The following is a 23238-nucleotide window of genomic DNA, read 5'->3' on the forward strand; positions in this document are numbered from 1 at the left end:
TCCCCCTTTTCTACAGGCACGAGGTGCGTGGTGGACTTCCCTTCCCGTTTTGACGTGATCGTGATCGGCGGCGGTCATGCCGGTACCGAGGCTGCGCTGGCAGCCGCACGCATGGGCGTGAAGACCCTGCTGCTGACCCACAACGTGGAAACCCTCGGTCAGATGAGCTGCAACCCGGCCATCGGCGGCATCGGCAAGAGCCACCTGGTCAAGGAAATCGATGCCCTCGGCGGCGCCATGGCGCTGGCCACCGACAAGGGTGGCATCCAGTTCCGCGTACTCAACAGCCGCAAGGGCCCGGCCGTGCGTGCCACCCGCGCTCAGGCCGACCGCGTGCTGTACAAGGCCGCGATCCGCGAGATCCTGGAAAACCAGCCCAACCTGTGGATATTCCAGCAAGCCGCTGACGACCTGATCGTCGAGCTGGAGCAGGTCAAAGGCGTGGTCACCCAGATGGGCCTGCGCTTCTTCGCCGATTCGGTGGTGTTGACCACCGGCACCTTCCTCGGCGGACTTATCCACATTGGTCTGCAGAACTACTCCGGCGGCCGTGCCGGCGATCCGCCCTCGATCGCCCTGGCTCAGCGCCTGCGTGAGCTGCCGCTGCGCGTCGGTCGCCTGAAAACCGGCACCCCGCCGCGCATCGATGGCCGTTCGGTGGATTTCTCGCTGATGACCGAGCAACCGGGTGACACGCCGATCCCGGTGATGTCCTTTCTCGGCAGCAAGGACATGCATCCACGGCAGATCAGCTGCTGGATGACCCACACCAACGCGCGTACCCACGAGATCATCGCCAGCAACCTGGATCGCTCGCCGATGTACTCGGGCGTGATCGAAGGCATCGGCCCGCGCTACTGCCCGTCGATCGAGGACAAGATCCACCGCTTCGCCGACAAGGACAGCCACCAGGTGTTCATCGAGCCGGAAGGCCTGACCACCCATGAGCTGTACCCCAACGGCATCTCCACCTCGCTGCCGTTCGATGTGCAGCTGCAGATCGTGCGTTCCATCCGCGGCATGGAGAACGCCCATATCGTGCGGCCCGGCTACGCCATCGAGTACGACTACTTCGATCCGCGCGACCTCAAGTACAGCCTGGAGACCAAGGTCATCGGCGGCCTGTTCTTCGCCGGGCAGATCAACGGCACCACCGGCTACGAAGAAGCCGGTGCCCAGGGCCTGCTGGCCGGCGCCAACGCCGCCCTGCGCGCCCAGGGCAAGGAAGCCTGGTGCCCGCGCCGCGACGAGGCCTACATCGGCGTGCTGGTCGACGACCTGATCACCCTCGGCACTCAGGAGCCGTACCGCATGTTCACCTCGCGCGCCGAATACCGGCTGATCCTGCGCGAGGACAACGCCGACCTGCGCCTGACCGAGAAAGGCCGCGAATTGGGCCTGGTCGACGACGCGCGCTGGGCCGCCTTCGAAGCCAAGCGCGAGGGCATCGTCCAGGAAGAGCAGCGCCTGAAGAGCACCTGGGTACGCCCGGGTACACCCCAGGGCGATGCCATAGTAGAGCGCTTCGGCACGCCGCTGGCCCACGAGTACAACCTGCTCAACCTGCTCAGCCGGCCGGAAATCGACTACGCCAGCCTGATCGAACTGACCGGCGCCGGTGCCAGCGACCCGCAGGTCGCCGAGCAGATCGAGATCAAGACCAAGTACGCCGGCTATATCGAGCGTCAGCAGGAAGAGATCGAACGTCTGCGCGCCAGCGAAGATACCCAGCTGCCGGCCGACATCGACTACGCCGGGATCTCCGGGCTGTCCAAGGAGATCCAGGGCAAGCTTGGCAATGCCCGTCCGCAGACTCTCGGCCAGGCTTCGCGCATCCCCGGCGTGACCCCGGCGGCGATTTCCCTGCTGCTGATCCATTTGAAGAAACGCGGCGCTGGCCGTCAACTGGAGCAAAGCGCCTGATGTCTGCCGTCACCCAACGCCATGCCGAAGAACTCGCGCAAGGCGCGCAGACGCTTGGCGTCGACTTGTCCGCCCAGCAGCAGGAACGGCTGCTGGCCTACCTGGCGCTGCTGATCAAGTGGAACAAGGCCTACAACCTGACCGCCGTGCGCAACCCGGACGAGATGGTCTCGCGCCACCTGCTCGACAGCCTGAGCGTGGTGCCCTTCGTCGCCGAGCATGGCGATAACTGGCTGGACGTCGGCAGTGGCGGCGGCATGCCGGGGATTCCCCTGGCCATCCTGTTCCCCGAGCGGCGCTTCACCCTGCTCGACTCTAACGGCAAGAAGACCCGCTTCCTCACCCAGGTGAAGCTGGAGCTGAAACTGGCCAATCTGGAAGTTATCCACAGCCGGGTCGAGGAGTTCCGTCCCGAGCAGCCGTTCAGCGGCATCTGCTCGCGGGCGTTCAGTTCGCTGGAGGACTTCAGCAACTGGACCCGCCACTTGGGCGACGACCAGACCCATTGGCTGGCGATGAAAGGCGTGCACCCGGACGACGAGCTGCAGGCCCTGCCGGCGGACTTCCGTCTGCAAAGCACGCACGTGCTCAAGGTTCCCGGTTGCCAAGGCCAGCGCCATCTGTTGATACTGCGTCGCTTGGTCTAGGGGGAACGGCAGCATGGCTAAAGTATTTGCGATCGCCAACCAGAAAGGCGGGGTCGGCAAGACCACCACCTGCATCAATCTGGCGGCATCTCTGGTCGCTACCAAGCGCCGCGTGCTGCTGATCGACCTCGACCCGCAGGGCAACGCCACCATGGGCAGCGGCGTCGACAAGCAGACCCTGGAACACTCGATCTACGACGTGCTGATCGGCGAGAGCACGGTCGGCGAGGCCATGCAGTTCTCCGAGCATGGCGGCTACCAGTTGCTGCCGGCCAACCGCGATCTCACCGCTGCCGAAGTCGGCCTGCTGGAAATGAAGATGAAGGAAAGCCGCCTGCGCCATGCGCTGGCGCCGATCCGCGAGAACTACGACTACATCCTGATCGACTGCCCGCCGGCGCTGTCCATGCTGACGGTCAACGCCCTGGTCGCCGCCGATGGGGTGATCATCCCCATGCAGTGCGAGTACTACGCGCTGGAAGGCCTGAGCGACCTGGTCAACAGCATCCAGCGCATCGCCGAGCTGCTCAACCCCAGCCTGAAGATCGAAGGCCTGCTGCGCACCATGTACGACCCGCGCATCAGCCTGACCAACGATGTCAGTGCCCAGCTCAAGCAGCACTTCGGCGACAAGCTGTACGACGTGGTCATTCCACGCAATGTGCGCCTGGCCGAGGCGCCCAGCTTCGGCATGCCGGCGCTGGTCTACGACAAGCAATCCCGTGGCGCCATCGCCTATCTGGCGCTGGCTGGCGAACTGGTGCGCCGCCAGCGCAGCAACGCCAAAACCGCTACCGCATAAGGAATCCCATGGCCATCAAGAAACGTGGACTCGGCCGCGGGCTCGACGCCCTGCTCGGCGGCACCTCTGCCGCCGCCCTGGAAGAACAGGCGGTACAAGCCGACAGCCGCGAGCTGCAGCACCTGCCGCTGGACCTGATCCAGCGCGGCAAGTACCAGCCGCGCCGCGACATGGACCCGGGCGCGCTCGAGGAGCTGGCCAACTCGATCAAGGTCCAGGGCGTGATGCAGCCGATCGTGGTGCGCCCCATCGGCGGTGGGCGTTTCGAGATCATCGCCGGCGAACGCCGCTGGCGCGCCAGCCAGCAGGCCGGGCTGGAGAAGATCCCGGCCATGGTCCGCGAAGTACCGGACGAAGCGGCCATCGCCATGGCGCTGATTGAGAACATCCAGCGCGAAGACCTCAACCCGATCGAGGAGGCCGTGGCCCTGCAGCGCCTGCAACAGGAGTTCGAGCTGACCCAGCAGCAGGTCGCCGACGCGGTGGGCAAGTCGCGTGCGACCATCACCAACCTGCTGCGCCTGATTGCCCTGCCGGAAGAGATCAAGACCCTGCTGTCCCATGGCGACCTGGAAATGGGCCACGCCCGTGCCCTGCTCGGTTTGCCCCTGGAACAGCAGGTCGAAGGTGCGCGACACGTTGTCGCACGCGGTCTCACCGTACGCCAGACCGAGGCCCTGGTGCGCCAGTGGCTGAACAGCAAGGAAAGGCCCGCCGCGGTGGTCAAGTCCGACCCGGACATCAACCGCCTGGAACAGCGCCTGGCCGAGAAGCTAGGGGCTCCGGTGCAGATCAAGCATGGTCAGAAGGGCAAGGGTCAGCTGGTCATCCGCTACAGCTCGCTGGACGAGTTGCAGGGTGTCCTGGCGCATATCCGCTGACACAATTGCTCATTGTTGCTGCTGTAGCGCATGGTCGGAATTCACTACCGGCCAGTTGAACGGGGTGGGAAGCGCCCCTATACTCTGCGCGCATTTTGTCGGCACAAAATATGCCAAGTGCTTGATTTAAGGCGGCCGACGCCAGAGGAACAGTAGTGATGGATGCCCGCACGCCAAACCGCCTGCCCTTCCATCGTTTGCCGGTTTTCCCGGTGCTGCTGGCCCAACTGGCCGTGTTGCTGCTGGCTGCTGCTACCCTGTATGGCTGGCGTGGCCCGGTAAGCGGTTATTCGGGACTCTGTGGGGGGCTGATTGCCTGGCTGCCCAACCTGTATTTCGCCCATAAGGCGTTCCGCTTCAGCGGAGCGCGGGCCGCCCAGAGCATCGTCCGGTCTTTCTATGCCGGCGAGGCGGGCAAACTGATTCTGACGGCAGCGTTGTTCACGCTGGCGTTTGCAGGAGTGAAACCTCTGGAAGCACTGGCGCTATTCGGTGTCTTCCTGCTGACTCAGGTAGTCAACTGGTTCGCACCCTTGCTGATGAGAACAAGACTTTCGAGACCTTAGAGCGTTTGAGGCAAACATGGCAGAGCAAACCGCTTCGGGCTACATCCAGCACCACCTGCAGAACCTGACTTTCGGGAAACTGCCGAATGGTGATTGGGGCTTGGCCCACACCGCACAAGAAGCAAAGGAAATGGGTTTCTGGGCATTCCACGTGGATACCCTGGGCTGGTCCGTTTTCCTCGGCTTGATCTTCGTCCTGCTGTTCCGCATGGCCGCCAAGCGCGCCACCAGCGGCCAACCGGGCGGCCTGCAGAACTTCGTCGAAGTGCTGATCGAGTTCGTCGACGGCAGCGTCAAGGACACCTTCCATGGCCGCAACGCGCTGATCGCCCCGCTGGCCCTGACCATCTTCGTCTGGATCTTCCTGATGAACCTGATGGACCTGGTGCCGGTCGACTTCCTGCCGATGCTGGCGGCGACCATCACCGGTAACGATCACCTGTTCTTCCGCGTGGTGCCGACCACCGACCCGAACGCCACCCTGGGCATGGCCCTGTCGGTGTTCGCCCTGATCGTGTTCTACAGCATCAAGGTCAAGGGCATCGGCGGCTTCCTCGGCGAACTGACCCTGCATCCTTTCGGTAGCAAGAACATCGCCGTGCAGATCCTGCTGATCCCGGTGAACTTCCTGCTCGAGTTCGTCACCCTGATCGCCAAGCCGATTTCCCTGGCTCTGCGTCTGTTCGGCAACATGTATGCCGGCGAACTGATCTTCATCCTGATTGCCGTGATGTTCGGCAGTGGCATGTTCCTGCTCAGCACCCTGGGTGTTGCGCTGAACTGGGCGTGGGCGGTGTTCCACATCCTGATCATCACCCTGCAGGCCTTCATCTTCATGATGCTGACCATCGTCTACCTGTCGATGGCACACGAAGACAACCACTAAGAGGCGCTTGCCTCTTTGGGTAACGAAAAACGCTTTACCGCTTCACTTTGAAAACCCCTAACCAATACGACATAAAAAGTCGGGAGGAAAGATGGAAACTGTAGTTGGTCTCACCGCGATTGCTGTTGCCCTGCTGATCGGCCTGGGCGCCCTGGGTACTGCCATTGGCTTCGGCCTGCTGGGCGGCAAATTCCTGGAAGGCGCTGCGCGTCAGCCGGAAATGGTTCCGATGCTGCAGGTCAAAATGTTCATCGTCGCCGGTCTGCTGGACGCCGTGACCATGATCGGCGTGGGTATCGCTCTGTTCTTCACCTTCGCGAACCCCTTCGTTGGTCAAATCGCCGGCTAATCACTCGTTCCCGAGTGATTGGTTTGACGAACAACGAACGAGCGAGGTGTTGGCGTGAACATTAATGCAACCCTGATTGGACAGGCCGTTGCGTTCTTCATTTTCGTGCTGTTCTGCATGAAGTTCGTATGGCCTCCGGTCATCACGGCTTTGCGCGAACGCCAGAAGAAGATCGCCGATGGTCTGGACGCCGCCAACCGTGCGGCTCGTGATCTGGAGCTGGCCCACGAGAAAGTGGCCCAGCAACTGCGCGAAGCCAAAACCCAGGCTGCTGAAATCATCGAGCAGGCCAAGAAACGCGGTACTCAGATCGTCGACGAAGCCCGTGATCAGGCTCGTGTCGAAGCTGACCGTGTGAAGGCTCAGGCTCAGGCCGAGATCGAACAGGAACTGAACAGCGTCAAAGACGCCCTGCGTGCCCAACTGGGTGCCCTGGCTGTCGGCGGTGCCGAGAAGATCCTGGGAGCCACCATCGATCAAAACGCGCATGCGGAGCTGGTTAACAAACTGGCAGCCGAAATCTAAGCGAGGGCGATCATGGCAGAACTGACCACGCTGGCCCGACCTTACGCCAAGGCTGCTTTCGAGCACGCCCAGGCCCACCAGCAACTGGCCTCCTGGTCAGCCATGCTCGGCCTGGCTGCAGTGGTGTCGCAAGACGACACCCTGCAACGCGTGCTCAAGGCCCCGCGTCTGACGAGTACAGAAAAGGCCACCACTTTCAATGAAGTGTGTGGTGACAAGTTCGATGCCCAGGCACGCAACTTCATTTCCATCGTCGCCGAATACGGTCGTCTCGACCTGTTGCCGGAAATCGCCGCACTGTTCGAGCTGTACAAGGCCGAGCAGGAAAAGTCGGTGGACGTGGAAGTGACCAGTGCCTTTGCATTGAGCACAGAACAGCAAGACAAACTCGCCAAGGTTCTCAGCGCACGGCTCAGCCGGGAAGTGCGTCTGCACGCGACGGAAGACTCCACCCTCATCGGTGGCGTCGTGATCCGCGCGGGCGACCTGGTTATCGATGGCTCGGTTCGCGGCAAAATCGCGAAACTGGCCGAAGCGTTGAAATCTTGAGTTTGAAGGGGCAGCAGAGCAATGCAGCAACTCAATCCTTCCGAAATTAGTGAAATCATCAAGGGACGTATCGAGAAACTCGACGTCTCTTCCCAGGCTCGTAACGAAGGCACCATCGTCAGCGTGTCTGACGGTATCGTGCGGATCTACGGTCTCGCCGACGTCATGTACGGCGAAATGATCGAGTTCCCGGGCGGCGTCTACGGCATGGCCATGAACCTCGAGCGCGACTCCGTCGGCGCTGTGGTTCTGGGTGCCTACCAGTCGCTGGCCGAAGGCATGAGCGCCAAGTGCACCGGCCGCATCCTGGAAGTTCCGGTTGGTCCGGAACTGCTGGGCCGCGTGGTCGACGCACTGGGTAACCCGATCGACGGCAAAGGCCCGCTGAACAACGTCGTCAGCGACGCGGTTGAGAAGGTTGCGCCGGGCGTGATCTGGCGTAAGTCGGTCGACCAACCGGTGCAGACCGGTTACAAGTCGGTCGATGCCATGATCCCGGTAGGCCGTGGCCAGCGCGAGCTGATCATCGGTGACCGTCAGATCGGTAAGACCGCTCTGGCCATCGACGCCATCATCAACCAGAAAGACAGCGGCATCCGTTGCGTCTACGTGGCTATCGGTCAGAAGCAATCGACCATCGCCAACATCGTACGCAAGCTGGAAGAGAACGGCGCCCTGGCCAACACCATCGTGGTGGCTGCGTCCGCTTCCGAATCGGCTGCCCTGCAGTTCATCGCACCGTACGCCGGTTGCACCATGGGCGAATACTTCCGCGACCGCGGTGAAGACGCCCTGATCGTGTACGACGACCTGTCCAAGCAGGCCGTGGCCTACCGCCAGATCTCCCTGCTGCTGCGCCGTCCGCCGGGCCGCGAAGCCTACCCGGGCGACGTGTTCTATCTCCACAGCCGTCTGCTGGAGCGCGCTTCCCGCGTTTCCGAAGAGTACGTCGAGAAGTTCACCAATGGCGCCGTGACTGGCAAGACCGGTTCGCTGACCGCTCTGCCGATCATCGAAACCCAGGCTGGCGACGTTTCCGCGTTCGTTCCGACCAACGTGATTTCGATCACCGACGGTCAGATCTTCCTGGAATCGGCCATGTTCAACTCGGGTCTGCGTCCGGCGGTCAACGCCGGTATCTCGGTATCCCGTGTGGGTGGTGCGGCTCAGACCAAGATCATCAAGAAGCTCTCCGGTGGTATCCGTACCGCTCTGGCTCAGTACCGTGAACTGGCGGCCTTCGCCCAGTTCGCTTCTGACCTGGACGAAGCCACTCGCAAGCAGCTTGACCATGGTCAGCGTGTAACCGAGCTGATGAAGCAGAAGCAATACGCGCCGATGTCCATCGCCGAGATGGCTCTGTCGCTGTACGCCGCCGAGCGTGGCTTCCTGGCCGACATCGAAGTCGCCAAGATCATCAGCTTCGAGCAGGCCCTGATCGCCTACTTCAACCGTGAGAACGCCGCACTGATGGCGAAGATCAACGAGAAGGGCGACTTCAATGACGACATCGATGGCCAGCTGAAAGCCGGTATCGAGAAGTTCAAGGCCACTCAAACCTGGTAAGCCGCAGTGGGGATCGCAAGATCCCCGCTTGCTAACCTGATAGGTGTTACATGGCAGGCGCAAAAGAGATTCGCAGCAAGATTGCGAGCATCAAAAGCACGCAGAAGATCACCAGCGCCATGGAAAAGGTGGCGGTCAGCAAAATGCGCAGGGCACAAATGCGCATGGCGTCGAGCCGTCCCTACGCGGAGCGTATCCGCCAGGTGATTGGTCATCTGGCCAACGCCAACCCGGAATACCGTCATCCGTTCATGATCGAGCGCGAAGTAAAGCGCGTCGGTTATGTGGTGGTGAGTTCGGACCGTGGTCTGTGTGGTGGTCTGAATACCAACCTGTTCAAGGCTCTGGTCAAGGACATGGCGAGCAATCGCGAGCAAGGCGTAGAGGTTGATCTCTGCGTGATTGGCAGCAAGGGTGCGGCGTTCTTCCGCAACTTTGGTGGCAATGTCGTTGCTGCGATCAGCCACCTGGGCGAGGAACCGTCGATCAACGATCTGATCGGCAGCGTCAAGGTCATGCTCGATGCCTACCTCGAAGGTCGCATCGATCGTCTGTCCGTGGTCTCGAACAAGTTCATCAATACCATGACGCAAAAGCCGACAGTGGAGCAGCTCGTTCCCCTGGTGGCGACTCCGGATGCTGAGCTCAAGCACCACTGGGACTACCTCTACGAACCCGACGCCAAACAGCTGCTCGACGGCCTGATGGTGCGCTACGTGGAATCGCAGGTATACCAGGCGGTGGTCGAGAACAACGCGGCTGAACAAGCTGCGCGGATGATCGCGATGAAGAACGCCACCGACAACGCTGGCGATCTGATCAAAGACCTGCAGCTGATCTACAACAAGGCGCGTCAGGCAGCGATCACCCAGGAAATTTCGGAAATCGTCGGCGGCGCTGCCGCGGTTTAAAGAACGGTTCAAATATTCAGAGGAACCAAAGATGAGTAGCGGACGTATCGTTCAAATCATCGGCGCCGTCATCGACGTGGAATTCCCGCGTGATCAGGTGCCGGCAGTCTACGAGGCGCTGAAAGTAGTCGGCGCCGAAACCACTCTGGAAGTTCAGCAGCAGCTGGGCGACGGCGTGGTTCGTTCCATCGCCATGGGTTCGACCGAAGGCCTGAAACGCGGCCTGGACGTCACCCGTACCAACAAGGCCATCTCCGTACCGGTCGGTAAAGCGACCCTGGGCCGGATCATGGACGTGCTGGGCAACCCGATCGACGAAGCTGGCCCGATCGGCGAAGAAGAAAAGTGGGAAATCCACCGCGCTGCGCCGTCCTACGCTGAACAAGCGGGCGGTAACGAGCTGCTGGAAACCGGCATCAAGGTTATCGACCTGGTCTGCCCGTTCGCCAAGGGCGGTAAAGTCGGTTTGTTCGGTGGTGCCGGTGTCGGCAAGACCGTAAACATGATGGAACTGATCCGTAACATCGCCATGGAACACAGCGGTTATTCCGTGTTCGCCGGTGTGGGTGAGCGTACTCGTGAGGGTAACGACTTCTACCACGAGATGAAGGACTCCAACGTTCTCGACAAGGTAGCCCTGGTTTACGGTCAGATGAACGAGCCGCCAGGCAACCGTCTGCGCGTAGCCCTGACCGGCCTGACCATGGCCGAGAAGTTCCGTGACGAAGGTCGTGACGTACTGTTGTTCGTCGACAACATCTACCGTTACACCCTCGCCGGTACCGAAGTATCCGCACTGCTGGGCCGTATGCCTTCCGCGGTGGGTTACCAGCCGACCCTGGCCGAGGAAATGGGCGTTCTGCAAGAGCGCATCACCTCCACCAAGAACGGTTCGATCACCTCGGTACAAGCCGTATACGTACCTGCGGACGACCTGACCGACCCGAGCCCGGCGACCACCTTCGCCCACTTGGACGCCACCGTCGTACTGTCCCGTGACATCGCCTCCCTGGGTATCTACCCGGCCGTGGACCCGTTGGACTCCACCTCCCGCCAGCTCGATCCGCTGGTGGTTGGTGTGGAGCACTACGAGACCGCACGTGGCGTGCAGTACGTTCTGCAGCGTTACAAGGAACTGAAGGACATCATCGCGATCCTCGGCATGGACGAACTGTCCGAAGCCGACAAGCAGCTGGTATCCCGCGCTCGTAAGATCCAGCGCTTCCTGTCCCAGCCGTTCTTCGTGGCCGAAGTCTTCACCGGTTCGCCAGGCAAGTACGTTTCCCTGAAGGACACCATCGCTGGTTTCAGCGGTATTCTGAAAGGTGACTACGATCACCTGCCGGAGCAGGCGTTCTACATGGTTGGCAGCATCGAAGAAGCCATCGAGAAAGCCAAGAAACTGTAATCCGTGCGCCCGGCAACGGGCGCGGCAAGGGTGTTCTGCGGCGTAGCGAGCGAAGTTCAGGCAAGGCGGAGGTGGGTGAGGGCGCGCAGTTTATGGGAATAAACGAGCAGCACGAACCGGCTTCCAACGCAGCATGAACGAGCGCAGTAGCTGCAGAACATCCGACATGTGAGGCAAGCGTATGGCCATAACAGTCCATTGCGATATCGTCAGTGCCGAAGCGGAAATCTTTTCCGGTCTGGTCGAGATGGTTATCGCGCACGGCAACCTGGGCGATCTCGGTATCGCTCCGGGCCACGCCCCGCTGATCACCGACCTCAAGCCGGGTCCGATCCGTCTGGTAAAACAGGGCGGTGAGCAGGAGGTGTACTACATCTCCGGTGGTTTCCTCGAAGTGCAGCCGAACATGGTGAAGGTCCTGGCCGACACCGTCACTCGCGCTAGCGACATCGACGAAGCAGCAGCCCAGGAGGCCCTCAAGGCCGCCGAAAAGGCCCTGCACCAGCATGGCGCGGAGTTCGACTACGGTTCCGCATCGGCTCATCTGGCCGAGGTCGCAGCCCAGCTGCGTACCGTGCAACAACTGCGCAAGAAGTTCGGCGGCTAAGGCCACCGGCTTCAACAGCGTTGGGATAAAGGGTAGCCTTGGCTACCCTTTTTCTTTTCCGCCGTGTATTCGCCGGTCAGTCCCGCTCACGCAGCGCCGCCGACTGACCGCATCAGTTCAGGATCGCACCCCATGTCGCTCGAAATCGTCATCCTCGCCGCCGGCCAGGGCACCCGCATGCGCTCGTCGTTGCCCAAGGTGCTGCACCCGATTGCCGGCAAGTCCATGCTCGGCCATGTGATCGACACCGCGCGCGCGCTGTCACCGCAGCGCATTCATGTGGTGATCGGCCATGGTGCCGAGGTGGTGCAGGAACGCCTGGCAGCGGATGACTTGAATTTCGTCCTGCAGGCCGAGCAGCTGGGTACCGGCCATGCCGTGGCCCAGGCACTGCCGTTTCTCAGTGCGGACAGAGTGCTGATCCTCTATGGGGATGTGCCGCTGACGCGGGTGGAAACCCTGACCCGCCTGCTGCAGCAGGTCAACGATGCACAGCTTGGCCTGCTCACTGTGAACCTGGCCGACCCGACCGGCTACGGCCGCATCATCCGCAATGAAGCCGGCGTGGTGCAGGCCATCGTCGAACAGAAGGATGCCAGCGAGGCCCAGCGCGCCATCCGCGAGGGCAATACCGGCATCCTCGCCGTCCCGGGCAAACGCCTGAGCGACTGGCTGGGCCGCCTGTCCAACAGCAACGCCCAGGGCGAGTACTACCTCACCGACGTGATTGCCATGGCGGTGGCCGACGGCCTGGTGGTTGCCACCGAAAGCGCCCAGGACGAGATGGAAGTGCTGGGCGCCAATGACCGCATCCAGCTGGCCCAGCTCGAGCGTCACTACCAGCTGCGTGCCGCACGGAGCCTGATGGCCCAGGGCGTGACCCTGCTCGACCCGGCGCGCTTCGACCTGCGTGGCGAGGTCACGGTCGGCCGCGATGTGCTGATCGACATCAACGTGATCCTCGAAGGCCAGGTGGTGATCGAGGACGGCGTGCAGATCGGCCCCAACTGCGTGATCAAAAACAGCACCCTGCGCCGTGGCGCCATCGTCAAGGCCAACAGCCACCTGGAAGGTGCCGAGCTGGGCGAGGGCGCCGACTGCGGCCCGTTCGCCCGCCTGCGGCCGGGGGCCAAGCTGGGCGCCAAGGCCCACGTCGGCAACTTCGTCGAGCTGAAGAACGCGGTGCTGGGCGAGGGCGCCAAGGCCGGCCACCTGAGCTACCTGGGCGATGCCGAGATCGGCGCGCGGACCAACATCGGCGCCGGCACCATCACCTGCAACTACGATGGCGCCAACAAGTTCCGCACCGTGCTGGGCGAGGACGTATTTATCGGCTCGAATAGTTCTCTAGTGGCACCGCTGACCCTGGGCGATGGCGCCACCACTGGCGCCGGCTCCACCGTGACCCAGGACGTACCGGCCAAGACCTTGGCCGTGGGCCGGGCCAAGCAGCGCAATATCGAAGGCTGGAAGCGCCCGACCAAGAAGTAGGTTGGGTTGATTCTCGAAGCAAAGAAGCCCAACGGGTATCAGCAGTTATGCACAAGACAAAAGGCGGCCCAGGCCGCCTTTTGTCCGTTTCAGGCTTGACCATCAGCTTTCGTTAGGTTTTGATTCGCACACTTATCTTTCGAATCGAAACTTACGGATGTCCAAGCGCAACACACCACAACGTCGCCACACCATCCTCACCCTGCTCACCGAGCAGGGCGAGGTCAGTGTCGACCAGCTGGCCAGTGCCTTCGCCACCTCCGAAGTGACCATCCGCAAGGACCTCGCTGCCCTGGAGAAAAACGGCCTGCTGCTGCGTCGCTACGGTGGTGCCGTGCCCATGCCGCAGGAGCTGATCGGCGAGCCGGCACAGCCGGTCTCCAGCCACAAGCAGGCCATCGCCCGCGCCGGCGTCGAGCGCATCCGCGAACATGCACGGGTCATCATCGACAGCGGCACCACCACGGCGGCGATGATCCCGCAGCTCGGCTACAAGCCCGGCCTGGTGGTGATGACCAACTCGCTGAACGTGGCCAACGCCCTGCGCGATATCGAGCACGAACCGGTGCTGTTGATGACCGGCGGTACCTGGGACCCGCATTCGGAGTCCTTCCAGGGCCAGGTCGCCGAGCAGGTGCTGCGCTCCTATGACTTCGACCAGCTGTTTATCGGCGCCGACGGCATCGACCTGCAGCGCGGCACCACCACCTTCAACGAACTGCTTGGCCTGTCCCGGGTCATGGCCGAGGTGGCGCGCGAAGTCATCGTCATGGTCGAGAGCGACAAGATCGGCCGCAAGATTCCCAACCTGGAACTGCCCTGGAGCAGCGTCCATACCCTGATCACCGACGACCGCCTGGATGCCCAGGCGGCCGAACAGATAAAGGCGCGCGGCATCACCCTGATCCTCGCCGCCGTGCAACCCTAGGAGAACAGCCATGTGTGGCATTGTTGGCGCCGTCGCCGAACGCAACATCACCCCGATCCTGGTCGAAGGCCTCAAGCGCCTGGAGTACCGCGGTTACGACAGCGCCGGCGTGGCGGTCTTCACCCAGAGCGGCCAGTTGCAGCGCTGCCGCCGGGTCGGCAAGGTCGCCGAACTGGCCCAGGCCTTGGCCGGCGAGCCGCTCAATGGCCACCTGGGCATCGCCCACACCCGCTGGGCCACCCACGGCGTGCCCAGCGAGCGTAACGCCCACCCGCACTTCTCTGGCGCCGACCTGGCCGTGGTGCACAATGGCATCATCGAGAACCACGAGGAACTGCGCACCCGCCTGCAAGGCCTGGGCTACGTCTTCAGCTCGGATACCGACACTGAAACCATCGTCCACCTGCTGCAGCACAAGCTTGCCGAACACGGCGACCTCACCGCCGCGCTCAAGGCCGCTATCCCCGAGCTGCACGGCGCCTACGGTCTGGCCGTGATCAGCGCCCAGCAGCCAGATCGCCTACTCGCCGCCCGCAGCGGCAGTCCGCTAGTGATCGGCCTGGGCCTCGGCGAAAACTTCCTCGCCTCCGACCAGCTGGCCCTGCGCCAGGTCACCGACCGTTTCATGTACCTGGAAGAAGGCGACATCGCCGAAATCCGTCGCGACAGCGTGCAGATCTGGGATGCCAGTGGCCAGTCGGTACAGCGTGAGCAGGTGCAATACCACGAAGGCGCCGAGGCCGCCGACAAGGGCGAGTACCGCCACTTCATGCTCAAGGAAATCCACGAGCAGCCCAAGGTCGTGCAGCGCACCCTGGAAGGCCGCCTGGGCAGTGACCACGTATTGGTCCAGGCCTTCGGCCCGCAGGCCGCCGAGCTGTTCGCCAAAGTGCGCAACGTACAGATCGTCGCCTGCGGTACTAGCTACCACGCCGGTATGGTCGCCCGTTACTGGCTCGAAGGCCTGGCCGGCATCCCCTGCCAGGTCGAAGTGGCCAGCGAGTTCCGCTACCGCAAGGTGGTGGTACAGCCGGACACCCTGTTCGTCAGCATCTCCCAGTCCGGCGAAACCGCCGACACCCTGGCCGCCCTGCGCAACGCCAAGGAGCGCGCGCCGGATAACGGCGGCTATTTGGCGAGCCTGGCCATCTGCAACGTCGGGATCAGCTCCCTGGTGCGCGAATCCGACCTGACCCTGCTGACCCAGGCCGGCCCGGAAATCGGCGTGGCCTCGACCAAGGCCTTCACCACCCAGCTGGTCGGCCTGATGCTGCTGACCCTGGCCCTCGGCCAGGTACGCGGCACCCTTGAAGCCGGCGTGGCCGCCGAGCTGGTGGAAGAACTGCGCCGCCTGCCGACCCGCCTCGGCGAAGCCCTGGCCATGGACAAGACCGTGGAGAAAATCGCCGAACTGTTCGCCGAAAAGCACCACACCCTGTTCCTCGGCCGCGGCGCACAATACCCGGTGGCCATGGAAGGTGCGCTCAAGCTCAAGGAAATCTCCTACATCCACGCCGAAGCCTACCCGGCCGGCGAGCTCAAGCACGGCCCGCTGGCCCTGGTCGACAGCGACATGCCGGTGGTCACCGTGGCGCCGAACAACGAGTTGCTGGAAAAGCTCAAATCCAACCTACAGGAAGTCGCCGCTCGCGGCGGCCAACTGATCGTCTTCGCCGACCAGCAGGCCGGCCTGAGCAACGGCGAAGGCACCCACGTGGTCAACATGCCGCACATCCATGACGCCCTGGCGCCAATCCTCTACACCCTGCCGCTGCAACTGCTGTCGTACTACGTGGCGGTGTTCAAGGGTACCGATGTGGATCAGCCGCGCAATCTGGCAAAGAGTGTGACGGTGGAATAAGTCGGTAGTGGAAAAAAGAAAGCGGGCCAATGGCCCGCTTTTTTCGTGGCGCTACGGCAGCGGAGGTGCTTCGTATTCCAGCATCTCCAGGCCCGTCTGGCCTTGGTAAGTCATGCGGAATACGTGATCCTCGATGCCGGTATCCGCAATGCTTTCCAGCAGGCTGGAGCCGCCCAATGCGGGAGCTATTTCGTGCAGCGGTTTATCCGTGCTATCGAACATTCGATAGAAGCGCACGGAGTGTTCGCCCAGGCTCATCATTACTTCTCGCTCGCTATCGACGGTTTCCACCAGAGGGAAAGGGCCGCCCAACGGGCCACCGAGTTTGTAGGCGTAAGTCGCCGAGCAGGCGCTTCCACAGCTGAAAGTGAAGAGAAAGATGCCGGCATCCTGGCTGGCGTGGTTGGGCGGCGAGGGGAACTGCAGGACGGGTTCGCTAATGACCCCGTCCGTGAGGGCTATCTGGCAGTTACCTGCGGCACAATGCGACTCGACCTGCCAGTGACTACCAGCAATATCCAGCAGCTCGGCCTGGCCGGTCGCTGCCGCCGAGGCCATCAGAAATGCCAAGGCGGCACGGCATGAGATCAGCATCAACTGACGCCCATCTTCTTGCCGAGCATGTCGCCTGCCATATCGAGCCAATCCGGTGACTGGCTCTTGTCCGGCTGCTCCGCCTCATTCACTTGCTCGGCGAGCATATCGACCAGCCCCATCGGATTGCCTTCCTTGGCCTCGGCTACCGCCTTGGCTGCCTGTGCGGCCTGGAAGATTTTCTTCAGCTCAGGCGTCGTAGCGGTCTGTTCGGTCAGCTCGATGGGGGCGGGCAGGCTGTCTACCAGCCTGTTCAGGCTGCCGGTGTCCTTGCTGAAGGTGCGCACCGCTTCCAGGCCGGCCTGCATGGGCAAAGCCAGGCCGGTTTGTGGGTCGAAGGCGCTGATCTCGGGGAAGTCGACCTTGCCGCGCAGCACCGGGATAGCCAGCGAAGGCAGGCTCAGGCCGAGGAGGTAGCGTGGGTCGCGGCGTTTGATGGTAAGTCCGATGCTGGCCAGGGCGATACCAACCCCGACCACGCGACCGGTTTTGGCCAGCAGCGAAAGGCGCTTGTTGGACTGATCATCGAAATGCACCAGGCGGTGGCGGAAATAGTCGGTGAAGGGTTCGCGCTCTGCGACAAAGGAGGAGTTCATGAACCAGGCCCGCGAGTCGTGTACATGGTCGTCGAATAGCTTGACCAAGTCCTCTTGCCCGGGGGCGATCTGATTCCCCTGGGTGAAGAGCTTGCGATATTCCAAGGTGCCCTGCTCCCAGATCTCGTCGTATTCCTTCGCTTCGTCTTCCTCGTTGATCAGGTAGACCAGGCCGCCGAGGGCGATGTTGAGGATGCCGCCGAAAGACAGGGTGTCCTCACCCATCTCCCAGGATTTTTCATAGTCGCGGCGGAATTCGTCGGCAGCGCGGCGTAGCTGGCGCCTATCCAGTGGTGGTTCGTAGGCCTTATTGGTATTGAGGCCTTCATATTTATCCGGGCCGACCAGCTTGAAGTCTTCCTCGAAGCAGAAGCGTTTGCCCGGGCTGCTCACCTCCCAGGATTCGCCGGCCGAGTAACCCTGGCAGTCGCCAGCTCCGACAGCTGTGCCGGCTGCTATACGATCGGCACAGCTAACCTCAACGATACCTTCGCGTTTACGCGCCATCTCCGCATGCTTGTGGGCGTGGAGGCGGCGCTTGGCGTCCCATACTTCCTGGGGCTCGTCGCCCGTCTGGATGGCTCCGTAGAAGCTGGTTTTCCCCACACCGCCGGCATAACGATCAATTCGCCAGCCGGTGATCAGAGCGGTTTCGTGCTTCACCACATCTTCGAGTGGGCCAGATTTGTTTTGGGCTTGGGATTGCCAGGCGTTGAAGCGGACAGTCAGTGTTGGTGAAAGTTTGAAGGCATCATGAGTATCTGTGTGCATGGATCTCCATTCGGCCAGATCCTTTGCCATCTCTATCGGCACTTGCAGCGGGGCCCCCGCAGCAAATGCCTCGCGATACATATGATTCAACGGCAATTGCGACATCAGTTCACCCTGGCCTCCCATGGCCTTGCCCTGGTCGCCGGGTGGGTAACCGCCCCCTACATCGGAGTGCATGCCGGGGTAGACATACTCGACAGTGCCGGCGCGGTAGGTGGACTTTTCTTCCAGCGAGCCATCGGCCATGCGGGCGCGGCGGCGGATCGAGTCCAGGGGAAAGCTGGCGCGCTGCTCATGGGCAGAAACCAGATGAACGCAGCGCTTGAGGAAGCGGCGGTCTTCGACCAGCGTGGTGGGCATGCAATTCTGTGTAGCGCTTTCGTCCGGAAGGCGCATGGTGCCGTCAGCCCAATCCATATGGCCGGCGGCGAAGGGCGCGCTGTCGGCGATGCCTACCGCCGCCACGGTATCGAACAGGCCGAGAAACTCGATGGAGATGGGCAGGCTGGCCAAGCGGTATTGCTCGCCTTCTTCTGTGGAGCAGCGGGTCAGGTCGGCCAGCCAGTTAGCAAAGGTCCGCGCTTCGGCAGCGCCGCGAGAAAAACCGTAGACATACAGGCGCAGGGCAAGTATTTCCGGTTTCTGCTGCGTTTGCCGGCGTTGCTCCAGCAGCAGGGCCAGTTGTTCCAGCTCGGGGGTCAGGGTGTCCCTGCGTTTGGCATCACCTCTTTCCAGCAAGGTGCCGCTGAACACATGGCCGTACCAGCAGGTGCTCATCTTATCGACGAGCCTATAGGCATCCTCATCTGATAAAGGCTCTTCGGGAGTCAGGGTCAACTTGAGGGCATCGATCAGTCGTACCAGCCCCCAGTTGATCCGGCTCTCCCCACCTTCGGCGCCCTTGAGACCGTCGGCGAGGGGAACATGCTCGTGGATTTCCTTGAAAACCGTGCCGACTCCGGGGATGTAATAGCGGTAATAGCCAGACTTGGCGGCTTCCTTTATTCCGTGGTCGATGGTGGCGTGGTAGAGGCGGGCGATATTACTGGTGCAGCGAGGATCGGCGTCCTTGTCGCTCGGTTCGTGGTTATTGGTGCCGTCGAAGAACAGGCTGATGTGCAGGGTCTTGGTGCAGGGCTCGGTGGCTTCCTGGCCGCAGCTGGCCGCAGTCTGGATGGCCTGGTTCCAGAATCGCTTCTCATCCACCTGCTGCCTATCCAGGTTGGTTTTTACCTCATGGGCATCTTGTGGCAGGCCTGATCGGGCAAAGCGTGGGGCGATAAGAACCGGGCTTGCGGCAGGCGGACATTCGACGGTCAAGGTTTTGGACATGTTTCGGGCTCCTCCAAATTGAGCGCGTTGATGACGTCGTTGTGGGGGTAGCCTGGGTAACCCGGTTGAACATTATTGACGGCGACCAGCACCTGATCGCAGGGCAGGAAGTGGACTTTCATGCTGCCGACGACTTCATAGCGAGGAATCTCGACGGTGACGCGGTGGCGGGTGTATTTGGCTGCGTGCTGCTTATAGGCTGCCTCGTACCCATCTGTACCCAGAGGTGGCCAGTTGGCATATGCGAAAGGCTCTGGATCCTTCTCCCACTCCACAGTGGCCGTCATGCCCGGTTGCCATTGGCGGGGTACGGTGGTGCAACAGGCAAAGCCACCTCCGCCTGTATAAGGCCCGAGATTGGGCCCGCCGTCGCCATTGACCGTGAACGAGTTGATAGCGGCCGAGGTGTAGTTGTAGCCGGTGACCGAGGGGTTGAGGAATTTCGGCGGTTGGGCCTGGCAGCCGCCTATAAGCAGCGCCAGCAGGCAGCAAAACGTGAGGTTTAGGTGTTGGGACATGTTGCGGGCTCCTCCAAATTGAGCGCGTTGATGACGTCGTTGTGGGGGTAGCCTGGGTAACCCGGTTGAACATTATTCACGGCTACCAGAACCTGATCGCAGGGCAGGAAGTGGACTTTCATGGTGCCTACGACTTCATAGCGAGGAATTTCGACGGTGACGCGATGGTGGGTGTATTTGGCCGCGTGTTTCTTGTACTCCTCCCGCCAGCCATCGGTGCCGAACTTTGGCCAATTCACAGAGGCTCCGACATTGGGATCTTTTTCCCACTCCACAGTGGCCGTCATGCCCGGTTGCCATTGGCGGGGTACGGTGGTGCAGCAAGTGAATTTACCGCCTCCTTGGTGAGGCCCCAGATTGGGCCCGCCGTCGCCATTGACCTTGAACGAGTTGATAGCGGCGGGGGTGTAGTTGTAGCCGGTGACCGAGGGGTTGAGGAATTTCGGTGGCTGGTGGGTACAGCCCGCGCCCAGTAGCGCAACGATCAGCGCGCAGAGCACCCGCTCGCATATGTTCATGCCAATGCCCCCATCGCGTTCCGCTTCAACCAGCCGTCGACGAACTGTTCGCGCTGATCGAGATCGAGAATGCCTTCGCGGCTGGCTGCCTGTTGTGCGTGAACCAGATAGCGCATCAGCGTTTCCTGTTTGTTCAAGCCGTAATCACAAGGTTCGATGTCATTGCTGCGGTAGTAATGCTCGGCCAGGCTCCAGGCCTGGAGATGGACGACCTGCGCACGTTCGAGACGCAAGACCGGCAAGGGCGATTGCAGCTCCGAACTACGTTGGCAATGCCCGGCAAGTTGCTGTGCTTCGCCGTCGCGATTGCGCCAATGCCAGGTGACAACCGCGGCGTGAAACCAGGATTGCTGAGGGTTCAGCGCTTCGCTCACCGCCAGTAACAGGCGGGGGTCGAAGAAGCGCAAAAGGCCACTGCTCTGACCGTCGTTCCATTCGGCCTGGGTGCAATGTCCCAGGTGTGTGGCGAGCTCCAGGAAATCCCAGGGGCTGGTCAGTGCCAGGAGATGCTGATGGCTGCGGGGGCAATTCGACAGGTCGGTGAGCAACTGCTGGTGCTCGGCATTGCTATTGTCGAGCCTCAGCAGCCAGGGGCCGACCTGGGCGACCTCCTGCTCTGGCGTGTGCCGCAGGATGGCATCCTGCTGGGCAGGTGGGTGCAGCCCGGCAAGGCGTTCGGCCAGGGGGAAATCCAGGTTGGTGGCGTCTACCAGCACGTCGATGTAAGGCAGCTTGGCCTGTGCCGCGCTGCGGGTGAGGTTGGTGAGCCAAAGGGCGGTTGAAGTCGTCACGGCTTATTTCCTTTCAACGCGCGACCAGAATCTGCGCTTTGGCCTGTGCCCTGCGCAGACATTCTTCGCAGACGGCCGGTGGTTTGTTCGGCATGGCCAGCGGATTACTTCCGGCCTGCTCCAGCAGATTCCCCGCCTTGTCCGCATCCGCCATCCCCGGCTGGCGCGGCGGTTTGACGGCGATGCCCGAGCCATTGCCCGGCGCGCCGCCGGCATTGATCTTGACCATCGGCCCGACCAGGGTGATGCCGCTGGGGTCGAGTTTGATGAAGCTGCCGCCGGCTTTGAGGGTGATTTCCAGGCCGGCTTCGATGACCATTCTCTGTCCGGCCTTGAGGTGGATCTCGCGGCCGGCCTGGGTCAGTTGGGCGGTGCCGAGTTTGATGTGCTGGTTCTGCGCCACGGTCAGGTGGTCGTCGGCGCGGACTTCCACCTTGCGATCCAGGTGGGTGGTGTGGTGTTCCTCGGCTTTCAGCTCGGTGTAGCTGTTGGCTTCGACCGTGTCGTGGCGTTCGTGGCCGATGCGGATCTTCTGGTCGTGCTCGATGTTTTCGTCCCAGTCTTTCTGGGCGTGGATATAGATCTGTTCGGCGCCTTTTCTGTCCTCGATGCGCAGCTCGTTGTAGCCGCCACCGCCGGGGGAGCTAAGGGTCTTGAATACGCTGCGGGTCTTGTTTGCCGGCAGGTCGTAGGGGACGACGTGTTCCTTGTGGTACAGGCAGCCGGTGACCAGTGGCTGGTCGGGGTCGCCCTCGAGGAAGGTGACCAGCACTTCCATGCCGATCCGTGGGATGGCGATGCCGCCGTAGCGGTCGCCGGCCCAGCTGCTGGAGACGCGCAGCCAGCAGCTGCTGCTGTCGTCGCCCTGGCCTTCGCGGTCCCAGTGGAACTGCACCTTGATCCGGCCGTATTGATCGCAGTGGATCTCCTCGCCCTTGGGCCCGGTGACCACGGCGGTCTGGCTGCCCAGCACGCGCGGTTTCGGGTGTTGCAGGGGCGGGCGGTAGAGGATGTTCCAGGGGCTGGCGCTGAAGTGGTTGCGGTAGCCTTGGTGGAAGTCGGCGGAGTTGCCGGATAGACCCTCTCCCCCGGTTCCTCTGGACTCGCCACGTCCCTGTGGCTCGGCCTGCGGCCAGCTAAAGCTGCCCAAATCGGCTGTCCTGCCGATTTGTCCATTGGGAGAGGGGAGAAAGCCGGCGCCGAAGTTGCTGATGGATTCTTCCAGCACCTGCGGCTGTTTGCCTTGGTGGATCACCTCGTGCAGCAGCCACAGATCGTTCCATTCGCGGCGCGGGTGGTCGGAGATTTCCAGCAGGTGGCCGCTGAGCAGCTTGGGCTGATCGCTGCGGCCTTCGGCCAGTTGGTAGTCGGCGCGGTGGCGTTCCAGGGCGCGCTGGGCCAGGTGTTTGCCGCGTGTGCGCTCGGTGTAGCGGCCGGGGTAGTCGTAGTCTTCCAGGTCGGGCTGGAACTCGCTCTTGGCGGCGGCCTCCAGCAGCAGGCGCGGTTGTTCGAAGTCGTAGTCGCGGCGGCTCACGCGGTTGCTGCGGGTGGCCAGGCGCAGGGCGAAGCGCTTGATCACCGGTTCGTCGGCGACCATACCGCTGTCCTGCACGTAGGCGGTGGGCTGGCCCAGGCGCGGGAAGCTGGTCTGGTCGTCGCCGAAGACCAGCACATGGCCTTGGCCACTGTGCTCGAAGTGGTAATGCAGGCCTTCTTCCTCGCACAGGCGCTGGATGAAGTGCAGGTCGCTCTCGTCGTACTGCACGCAGTAGTCGCGCTCGGGATAAACCGTCGGGCCGAGCTGAAAGCGGTAGGCGCCGCCGAGGATACCGTGCTCCTCCAATACCAGGGCGATGATCTGCGGCACCGTCAGCGGCTGGTAGATGCGCTGGTTAGTGCGTTGCGCCAGCCAGGCCAGCTTGGGCTGCAGCACCAGGCGGTAGCGGGTCAGGCGCTTGCCGGACTCGCCCTGGGCGGCGTCGTGCACCAGGCCATGGATGCCGTTGCCGTCCGGGCTGAAGGCGAGGAAGGCGGGCTGGCCGAGCAGGCTCTGCAGGTCGAGGTCGGGGCGCTCGCTGACCAGATCCACCTCGAAGCGGTAGGGCTGGTTGAGCGCTTCGCGGCCGTGGAATTCGAGCACCTGCAGGTCATGGCGCTGGCCGTCGAGGGTCAGGCTGAAGTGGGTCTGGTTGGCGGGGTTGAACATTCTGTCGTCCTT

22 protein-coding genes are annotated in these 23238 nt (G+C 62.3%); 16 read left to right on the forward strand and 6 right to left on the reverse strand.

Translation table 11 applies throughout. The annotated features are described in order from the left end of the window. Positions 1 to 30 precede the first annotated feature (30 nt). From mnmG to glmS, 16 genes are all read left to right on the forward strand, one after another. Complete coding sequence (gene mnmG, locus F3I16_RS02020; protein ID WP_160492098.1) at positions 31 to 1923, forward strand: tRNA uridine-5-carboxymethylaminomethyl(34) synthesis enzyme MnmG; 1893 nt, start codon at positions 31 to 33, stop codon at positions 1921 to 1923. Continuing rightward, the gene (gene rsmG / locus F3I16_RS02025; protein WP_160492099.1) at positions 1923 to 2570 is read left to right on the forward strand and encodes a 16S rRNA (guanine(527)-N(7))-methyltransferase RsmG; all 648 of its coding nucleotides are present in this window, start codon (positions 1923 to 1925) and stop codon (positions 2568 to 2570) included. Before mnmG ends, rsmG begins: the two co-directional genes overlap by 1 nt. Positions 2571 to 2583: 13 nt before the next feature. Beyond that, complete coding sequence (locus tag F3I16_RS02030; protein ID WP_160077421.1) at positions 2584 to 3372, forward strand: ParA family protein; 789 nt, start codon at positions 2584 to 2586, stop codon at positions 3370 to 3372. 8 nt (positions 3373 to 3380) lie between these two features. Beyond that, positions 3381 to 4253, forward strand: a complete 873-nt coding sequence (locus F3I16_RS02035; RefSeq protein ID WP_160492100.1) for a ParB/RepB/Spo0J family partition protein — start codon at positions 3381 to 3383, stop codon at positions 4251 to 4253. Between the two features lie 158 nt (positions 4254 to 4411). Continuing rightward, a complete protein-coding gene (locus tag F3I16_RS02040) occupies positions 4412 to 4819 on the forward strand; it encodes a F0F1 ATP synthase subunit I (RefSeq protein ID WP_160077425.1) in 408 nt (135 codons plus the stop codon). Positions 4820 to 4835: 16 nt separating this feature from the next. Then, positions 4836 to 5705, forward strand: coding sequence for a F0F1 ATP synthase subunit A (gene atpB / locus F3I16_RS02045; protein WP_160492101.1), 870 nt, complete (start codon positions 4836 to 4838; stop codon positions 5703 to 5705). A 91-nt stretch (positions 5706 to 5796) separates the two neighbouring features. Further along, the gene (gene atpE, locus F3I16_RS02050; RefSeq protein ID WP_003097235.1) at positions 5797 to 6054 is read left to right on the forward strand and encodes a F0F1 ATP synthase subunit C; all 258 of its coding nucleotides are present in this window, start codon (positions 5797 to 5799) and stop codon (positions 6052 to 6054) included. Between the two features lie 54 nt (positions 6055 to 6108). After that, on the forward strand, positions 6109 to 6579 hold the full coding sequence (locus F3I16_RS02055; RefSeq protein ID WP_160077429.1) for a F0F1 ATP synthase subunit B: 471 nt from the start codon (positions 6109 to 6111) through the stop codon (positions 6577 to 6579). Between the two features lie 12 nt (positions 6580 to 6591). Beyond that, positions 6592 to 7128, forward strand: a complete 537-nt coding sequence (locus F3I16_RS02060) for a F0F1 ATP synthase subunit delta (protein WP_160492102.1) — start codon at positions 6592 to 6594, stop codon at positions 7126 to 7128. Between the two features lie 21 nt (positions 7129 to 7149). After that, positions 7150 to 8694: a F0F1 ATP synthase subunit alpha gene (atpA, locus tag F3I16_RS02065; RefSeq protein ID WP_160492103.1), complete on the forward strand. Its 1545-nt coding sequence runs from the start codon at positions 7150 to 7152 to the stop codon at positions 8692 to 8694. Between the two features lie 50 nt (positions 8695 to 8744). After that, the gene (gene atpG / locus F3I16_RS02070) at positions 8745 to 9605 is read left to right on the forward strand and encodes a F0F1 ATP synthase subunit gamma (RefSeq protein WP_160492104.1); all 861 of its coding nucleotides are present in this window, start codon (positions 8745 to 8747) and stop codon (positions 9603 to 9605) included. A 31-nt stretch (positions 9606 to 9636) separates the two neighbouring features. Then, entirely contained in the window at positions 9637 to 11013 is a 1377-nt protein-coding gene (gene atpD / locus F3I16_RS02075) for a F0F1 ATP synthase subunit beta (protein WP_160492105.1), read from the forward strand. A 181-nt stretch (positions 11014 to 11194) separates the two neighbouring features. Beyond that, complete coding sequence (locus F3I16_RS02080) at positions 11195 to 11620, forward strand: F0F1 ATP synthase subunit epsilon (RefSeq protein WP_160077439.1); 426 nt, start codon at positions 11195 to 11197, stop codon at positions 11618 to 11620. 132 nt (positions 11621 to 11752) lie between these two features. Continuing rightward, positions 11753 to 13111, forward strand: a complete 1359-nt coding sequence (gene glmU / locus F3I16_RS02085) for a bifunctional UDP-N-acetylglucosamine diphosphorylase/glucosamine-1-phosphate N-acetyltransferase GlmU (RefSeq protein ID WP_160492106.1) — start codon at positions 11753 to 11755, stop codon at positions 13109 to 13111. Positions 13112 to 13268: 157 nt separating this feature from the next. Further along, a complete protein-coding gene (locus F3I16_RS02090; protein ID WP_160492107.1) occupies positions 13269 to 14039 on the forward strand; it encodes a DeoR/GlpR family DNA-binding transcription regulator in 771 nt (256 codons plus the stop codon). A gap of 10 nt (positions 14040 to 14049) precedes the next feature. Then, positions 14050 to 15900: a glutamine--fructose-6-phosphate transaminase (isomerizing) gene (gene glmS / locus F3I16_RS02095; protein ID WP_160492108.1), complete on the forward strand. Its 1851-nt coding sequence runs from the start codon at positions 14050 to 14052 to the stop codon at positions 15898 to 15900. A 51-nt stretch (positions 15901 to 15951) separates the two neighbouring features. On the opposite strand, the gene F3I16_RS02100 is transcribed toward glmS, so the two are convergent. Genes F3I16_RS02100 through tssI form a run of 6 tightly spaced genes read right to left on the reverse strand, consistent with a single transcriptional unit; the run spans position 15952 to position 23226 of the window. Next, entirely contained in the window at positions 15952 to 16497 is a 546-nt protein-coding gene (locus F3I16_RS02100; RefSeq protein ID WP_160492109.1) for a hypothetical protein, read from the reverse strand. Continuing rightward, positions 16494 to 19193, reverse strand: a complete 2700-nt coding sequence (locus tag F3I16_RS02105; RefSeq protein WP_160492110.1) for a DUF2235 domain-containing protein — start codon at positions 19191 to 19193, stop codon at positions 16494 to 16496. The genes F3I16_RS02100 and F3I16_RS02105 overlap by 4 nt, the downstream gene beginning before the upstream one ends. After that, entirely contained in the window at positions 19178 to 19711 is a 534-nt protein-coding gene (locus F3I16_RS02110; protein ID WP_160492111.1) for a DUF3304 domain-containing protein, read from the reverse strand. The genes F3I16_RS02105 and F3I16_RS02110 overlap by 16 nt, the downstream gene beginning before the upstream one ends. Next, a complete protein-coding gene (locus F3I16_RS02115) occupies positions 19696 to 20229 on the reverse strand; it encodes a DUF3304 domain-containing protein (RefSeq protein ID WP_160492112.1) in 534 nt (177 codons plus the stop codon). The genes F3I16_RS02110 and F3I16_RS02115 overlap by 16 nt, the downstream gene beginning before the upstream one ends. Further along, positions 20226 to 21020, reverse strand: coding sequence for a DUF4123 domain-containing protein (locus F3I16_RS02120; protein ID WP_160492113.1), 795 nt, complete (start codon positions 21018 to 21020; stop codon positions 20226 to 20228). Before F3I16_RS02120 ends, F3I16_RS02115 begins: the two co-directional genes overlap by 4 nt. Positions 21021 to 21033: 13 nt before the next feature. Then, on the reverse strand, positions 21034 to 23226 hold the full coding sequence (tssI, locus tag F3I16_RS02125; RefSeq protein WP_160492114.1) for a type VI secretion system tip protein TssI/VgrG: 2193 nt from the start codon (positions 23224 to 23226) through the stop codon (positions 21034 to 21036). Between the last annotated feature and the right edge of the window lie 12 nt (positions 23227 to 23238).

Origin of the sequence: Pseudomonas sp. L-22-4S-12 (assembly GCF_009799935.1) — a bacterium.
Lineage (GTDB): Bacteria > Pseudomonadota > Gammaproteobacteria > Pseudomonadales > Pseudomonadaceae > Aquipseudomonas.

What these genes read in the sequence shown, in the direction of transcription:
- rsmG (WP_160492099.1), top strand. Translation starts at nt 1,923, where the DNA reads ATGTCTGCCGTCACCCAACGCCATGCCGAAGAACTCGCGCAAGGCGCG.
- F3I16_RS02030 (WP_160077421.1), top strand. Translation starts at nt 2,584, where the DNA reads ATGGCTAAAGTATTTGCGATCGCCAACCAGAAAGGCGGGGTCGGCAAG.
- F3I16_RS02035 (WP_160492100.1), top strand. Translation starts at nt 3,381, where the DNA reads ATGGCCATCAAGAAACGTGGACTCGGCCGCGGGCTCGACGCCCTGCTC.
- F3I16_RS02040 (WP_160077425.1), top strand. Translation starts at nt 4,412, where the DNA reads ATGGATGCCCGCACGCCAAACCGCCTGCCCTTCCATCGTTTGCCGGTT.
- atpB (WP_160492101.1), top strand. Translation starts at nt 4,836, where the DNA reads ATGGCAGAGCAAACCGCTTCGGGCTACATCCAGCACCACCTGCAGAAC.
- atpE (WP_003097235.1), top strand. Translation starts at nt 5,797, where the DNA reads ATGGAAACTGTAGTTGGTCTCACCGCGATTGCTGTTGCCCTGCTGATC.
- F3I16_RS02060 (WP_160492102.1), top strand. Translation starts at nt 6,592, where the DNA reads ATGGCAGAACTGACCACGCTGGCCCGACCTTACGCCAAGGCTGCTTTC.
- atpA (WP_160492103.1), top strand. Translation starts at nt 7,150, where the DNA reads ATGCAGCAACTCAATCCTTCCGAAATTAGTGAAATCATCAAGGGACGT.
- atpG (WP_160492104.1), top strand. Translation starts at nt 8,745, where the DNA reads ATGGCAGGCGCAAAAGAGATTCGCAGCAAGATTGCGAGCATCAAAAGC.
- atpD (WP_160492105.1), top strand. Translation starts at nt 9,637, where the DNA reads ATGAGTAGCGGACGTATCGTTCAAATCATCGGCGCCGTCATCGACGTG.
- F3I16_RS02080 (WP_160077439.1), top strand. Translation starts at nt 11,195, where the DNA reads ATGGCCATAACAGTCCATTGCGATATCGTCAGTGCCGAAGCGGAAATC.
- glmU (WP_160492106.1), top strand. Translation starts at nt 11,753, where the DNA reads ATGTCGCTCGAAATCGTCATCCTCGCCGCCGGCCAGGGCACCCGCATG.
- F3I16_RS02090 (WP_160492107.1), top strand. Translation starts at nt 13,269, where the DNA reads ATGTCCAAGCGCAACACACCACAACGTCGCCACACCATCCTCACCCTG.
- glmS (WP_160492108.1), top strand. Translation starts at nt 14,050, where the DNA reads ATGTGTGGCATTGTTGGCGCCGTCGCCGAACGCAACATCACCCCGATC.
- F3I16_RS02105 (WP_160492110.1), bottom strand. Translation starts at nt 19,193, where the DNA reads ATGTCCAAAACCTTGACCGTCGAATGTCCGCCTGCCGCAAGCCCGGTT.
- F3I16_RS02110 (WP_160492111.1), bottom strand. Translation starts at nt 19,711, where the DNA reads ATGTCCCAACACCTAAACCTCACGTTTTGCTGCCTGCTGGCGCTGCTT.
- F3I16_RS02115 (WP_160492112.1), bottom strand. Translation starts at nt 20,229, where the DNA reads ATGAACATATGCGAGCGGGTGCTCTGCGCGCTGATCGTTGCGCTACTG.
- tssI (WP_160492114.1), bottom strand. Translation starts at nt 23,226, where the DNA reads ATGTTCAACCCCGCCAACCAGACCCACTTCAGCCTGACCCTCGACGGC.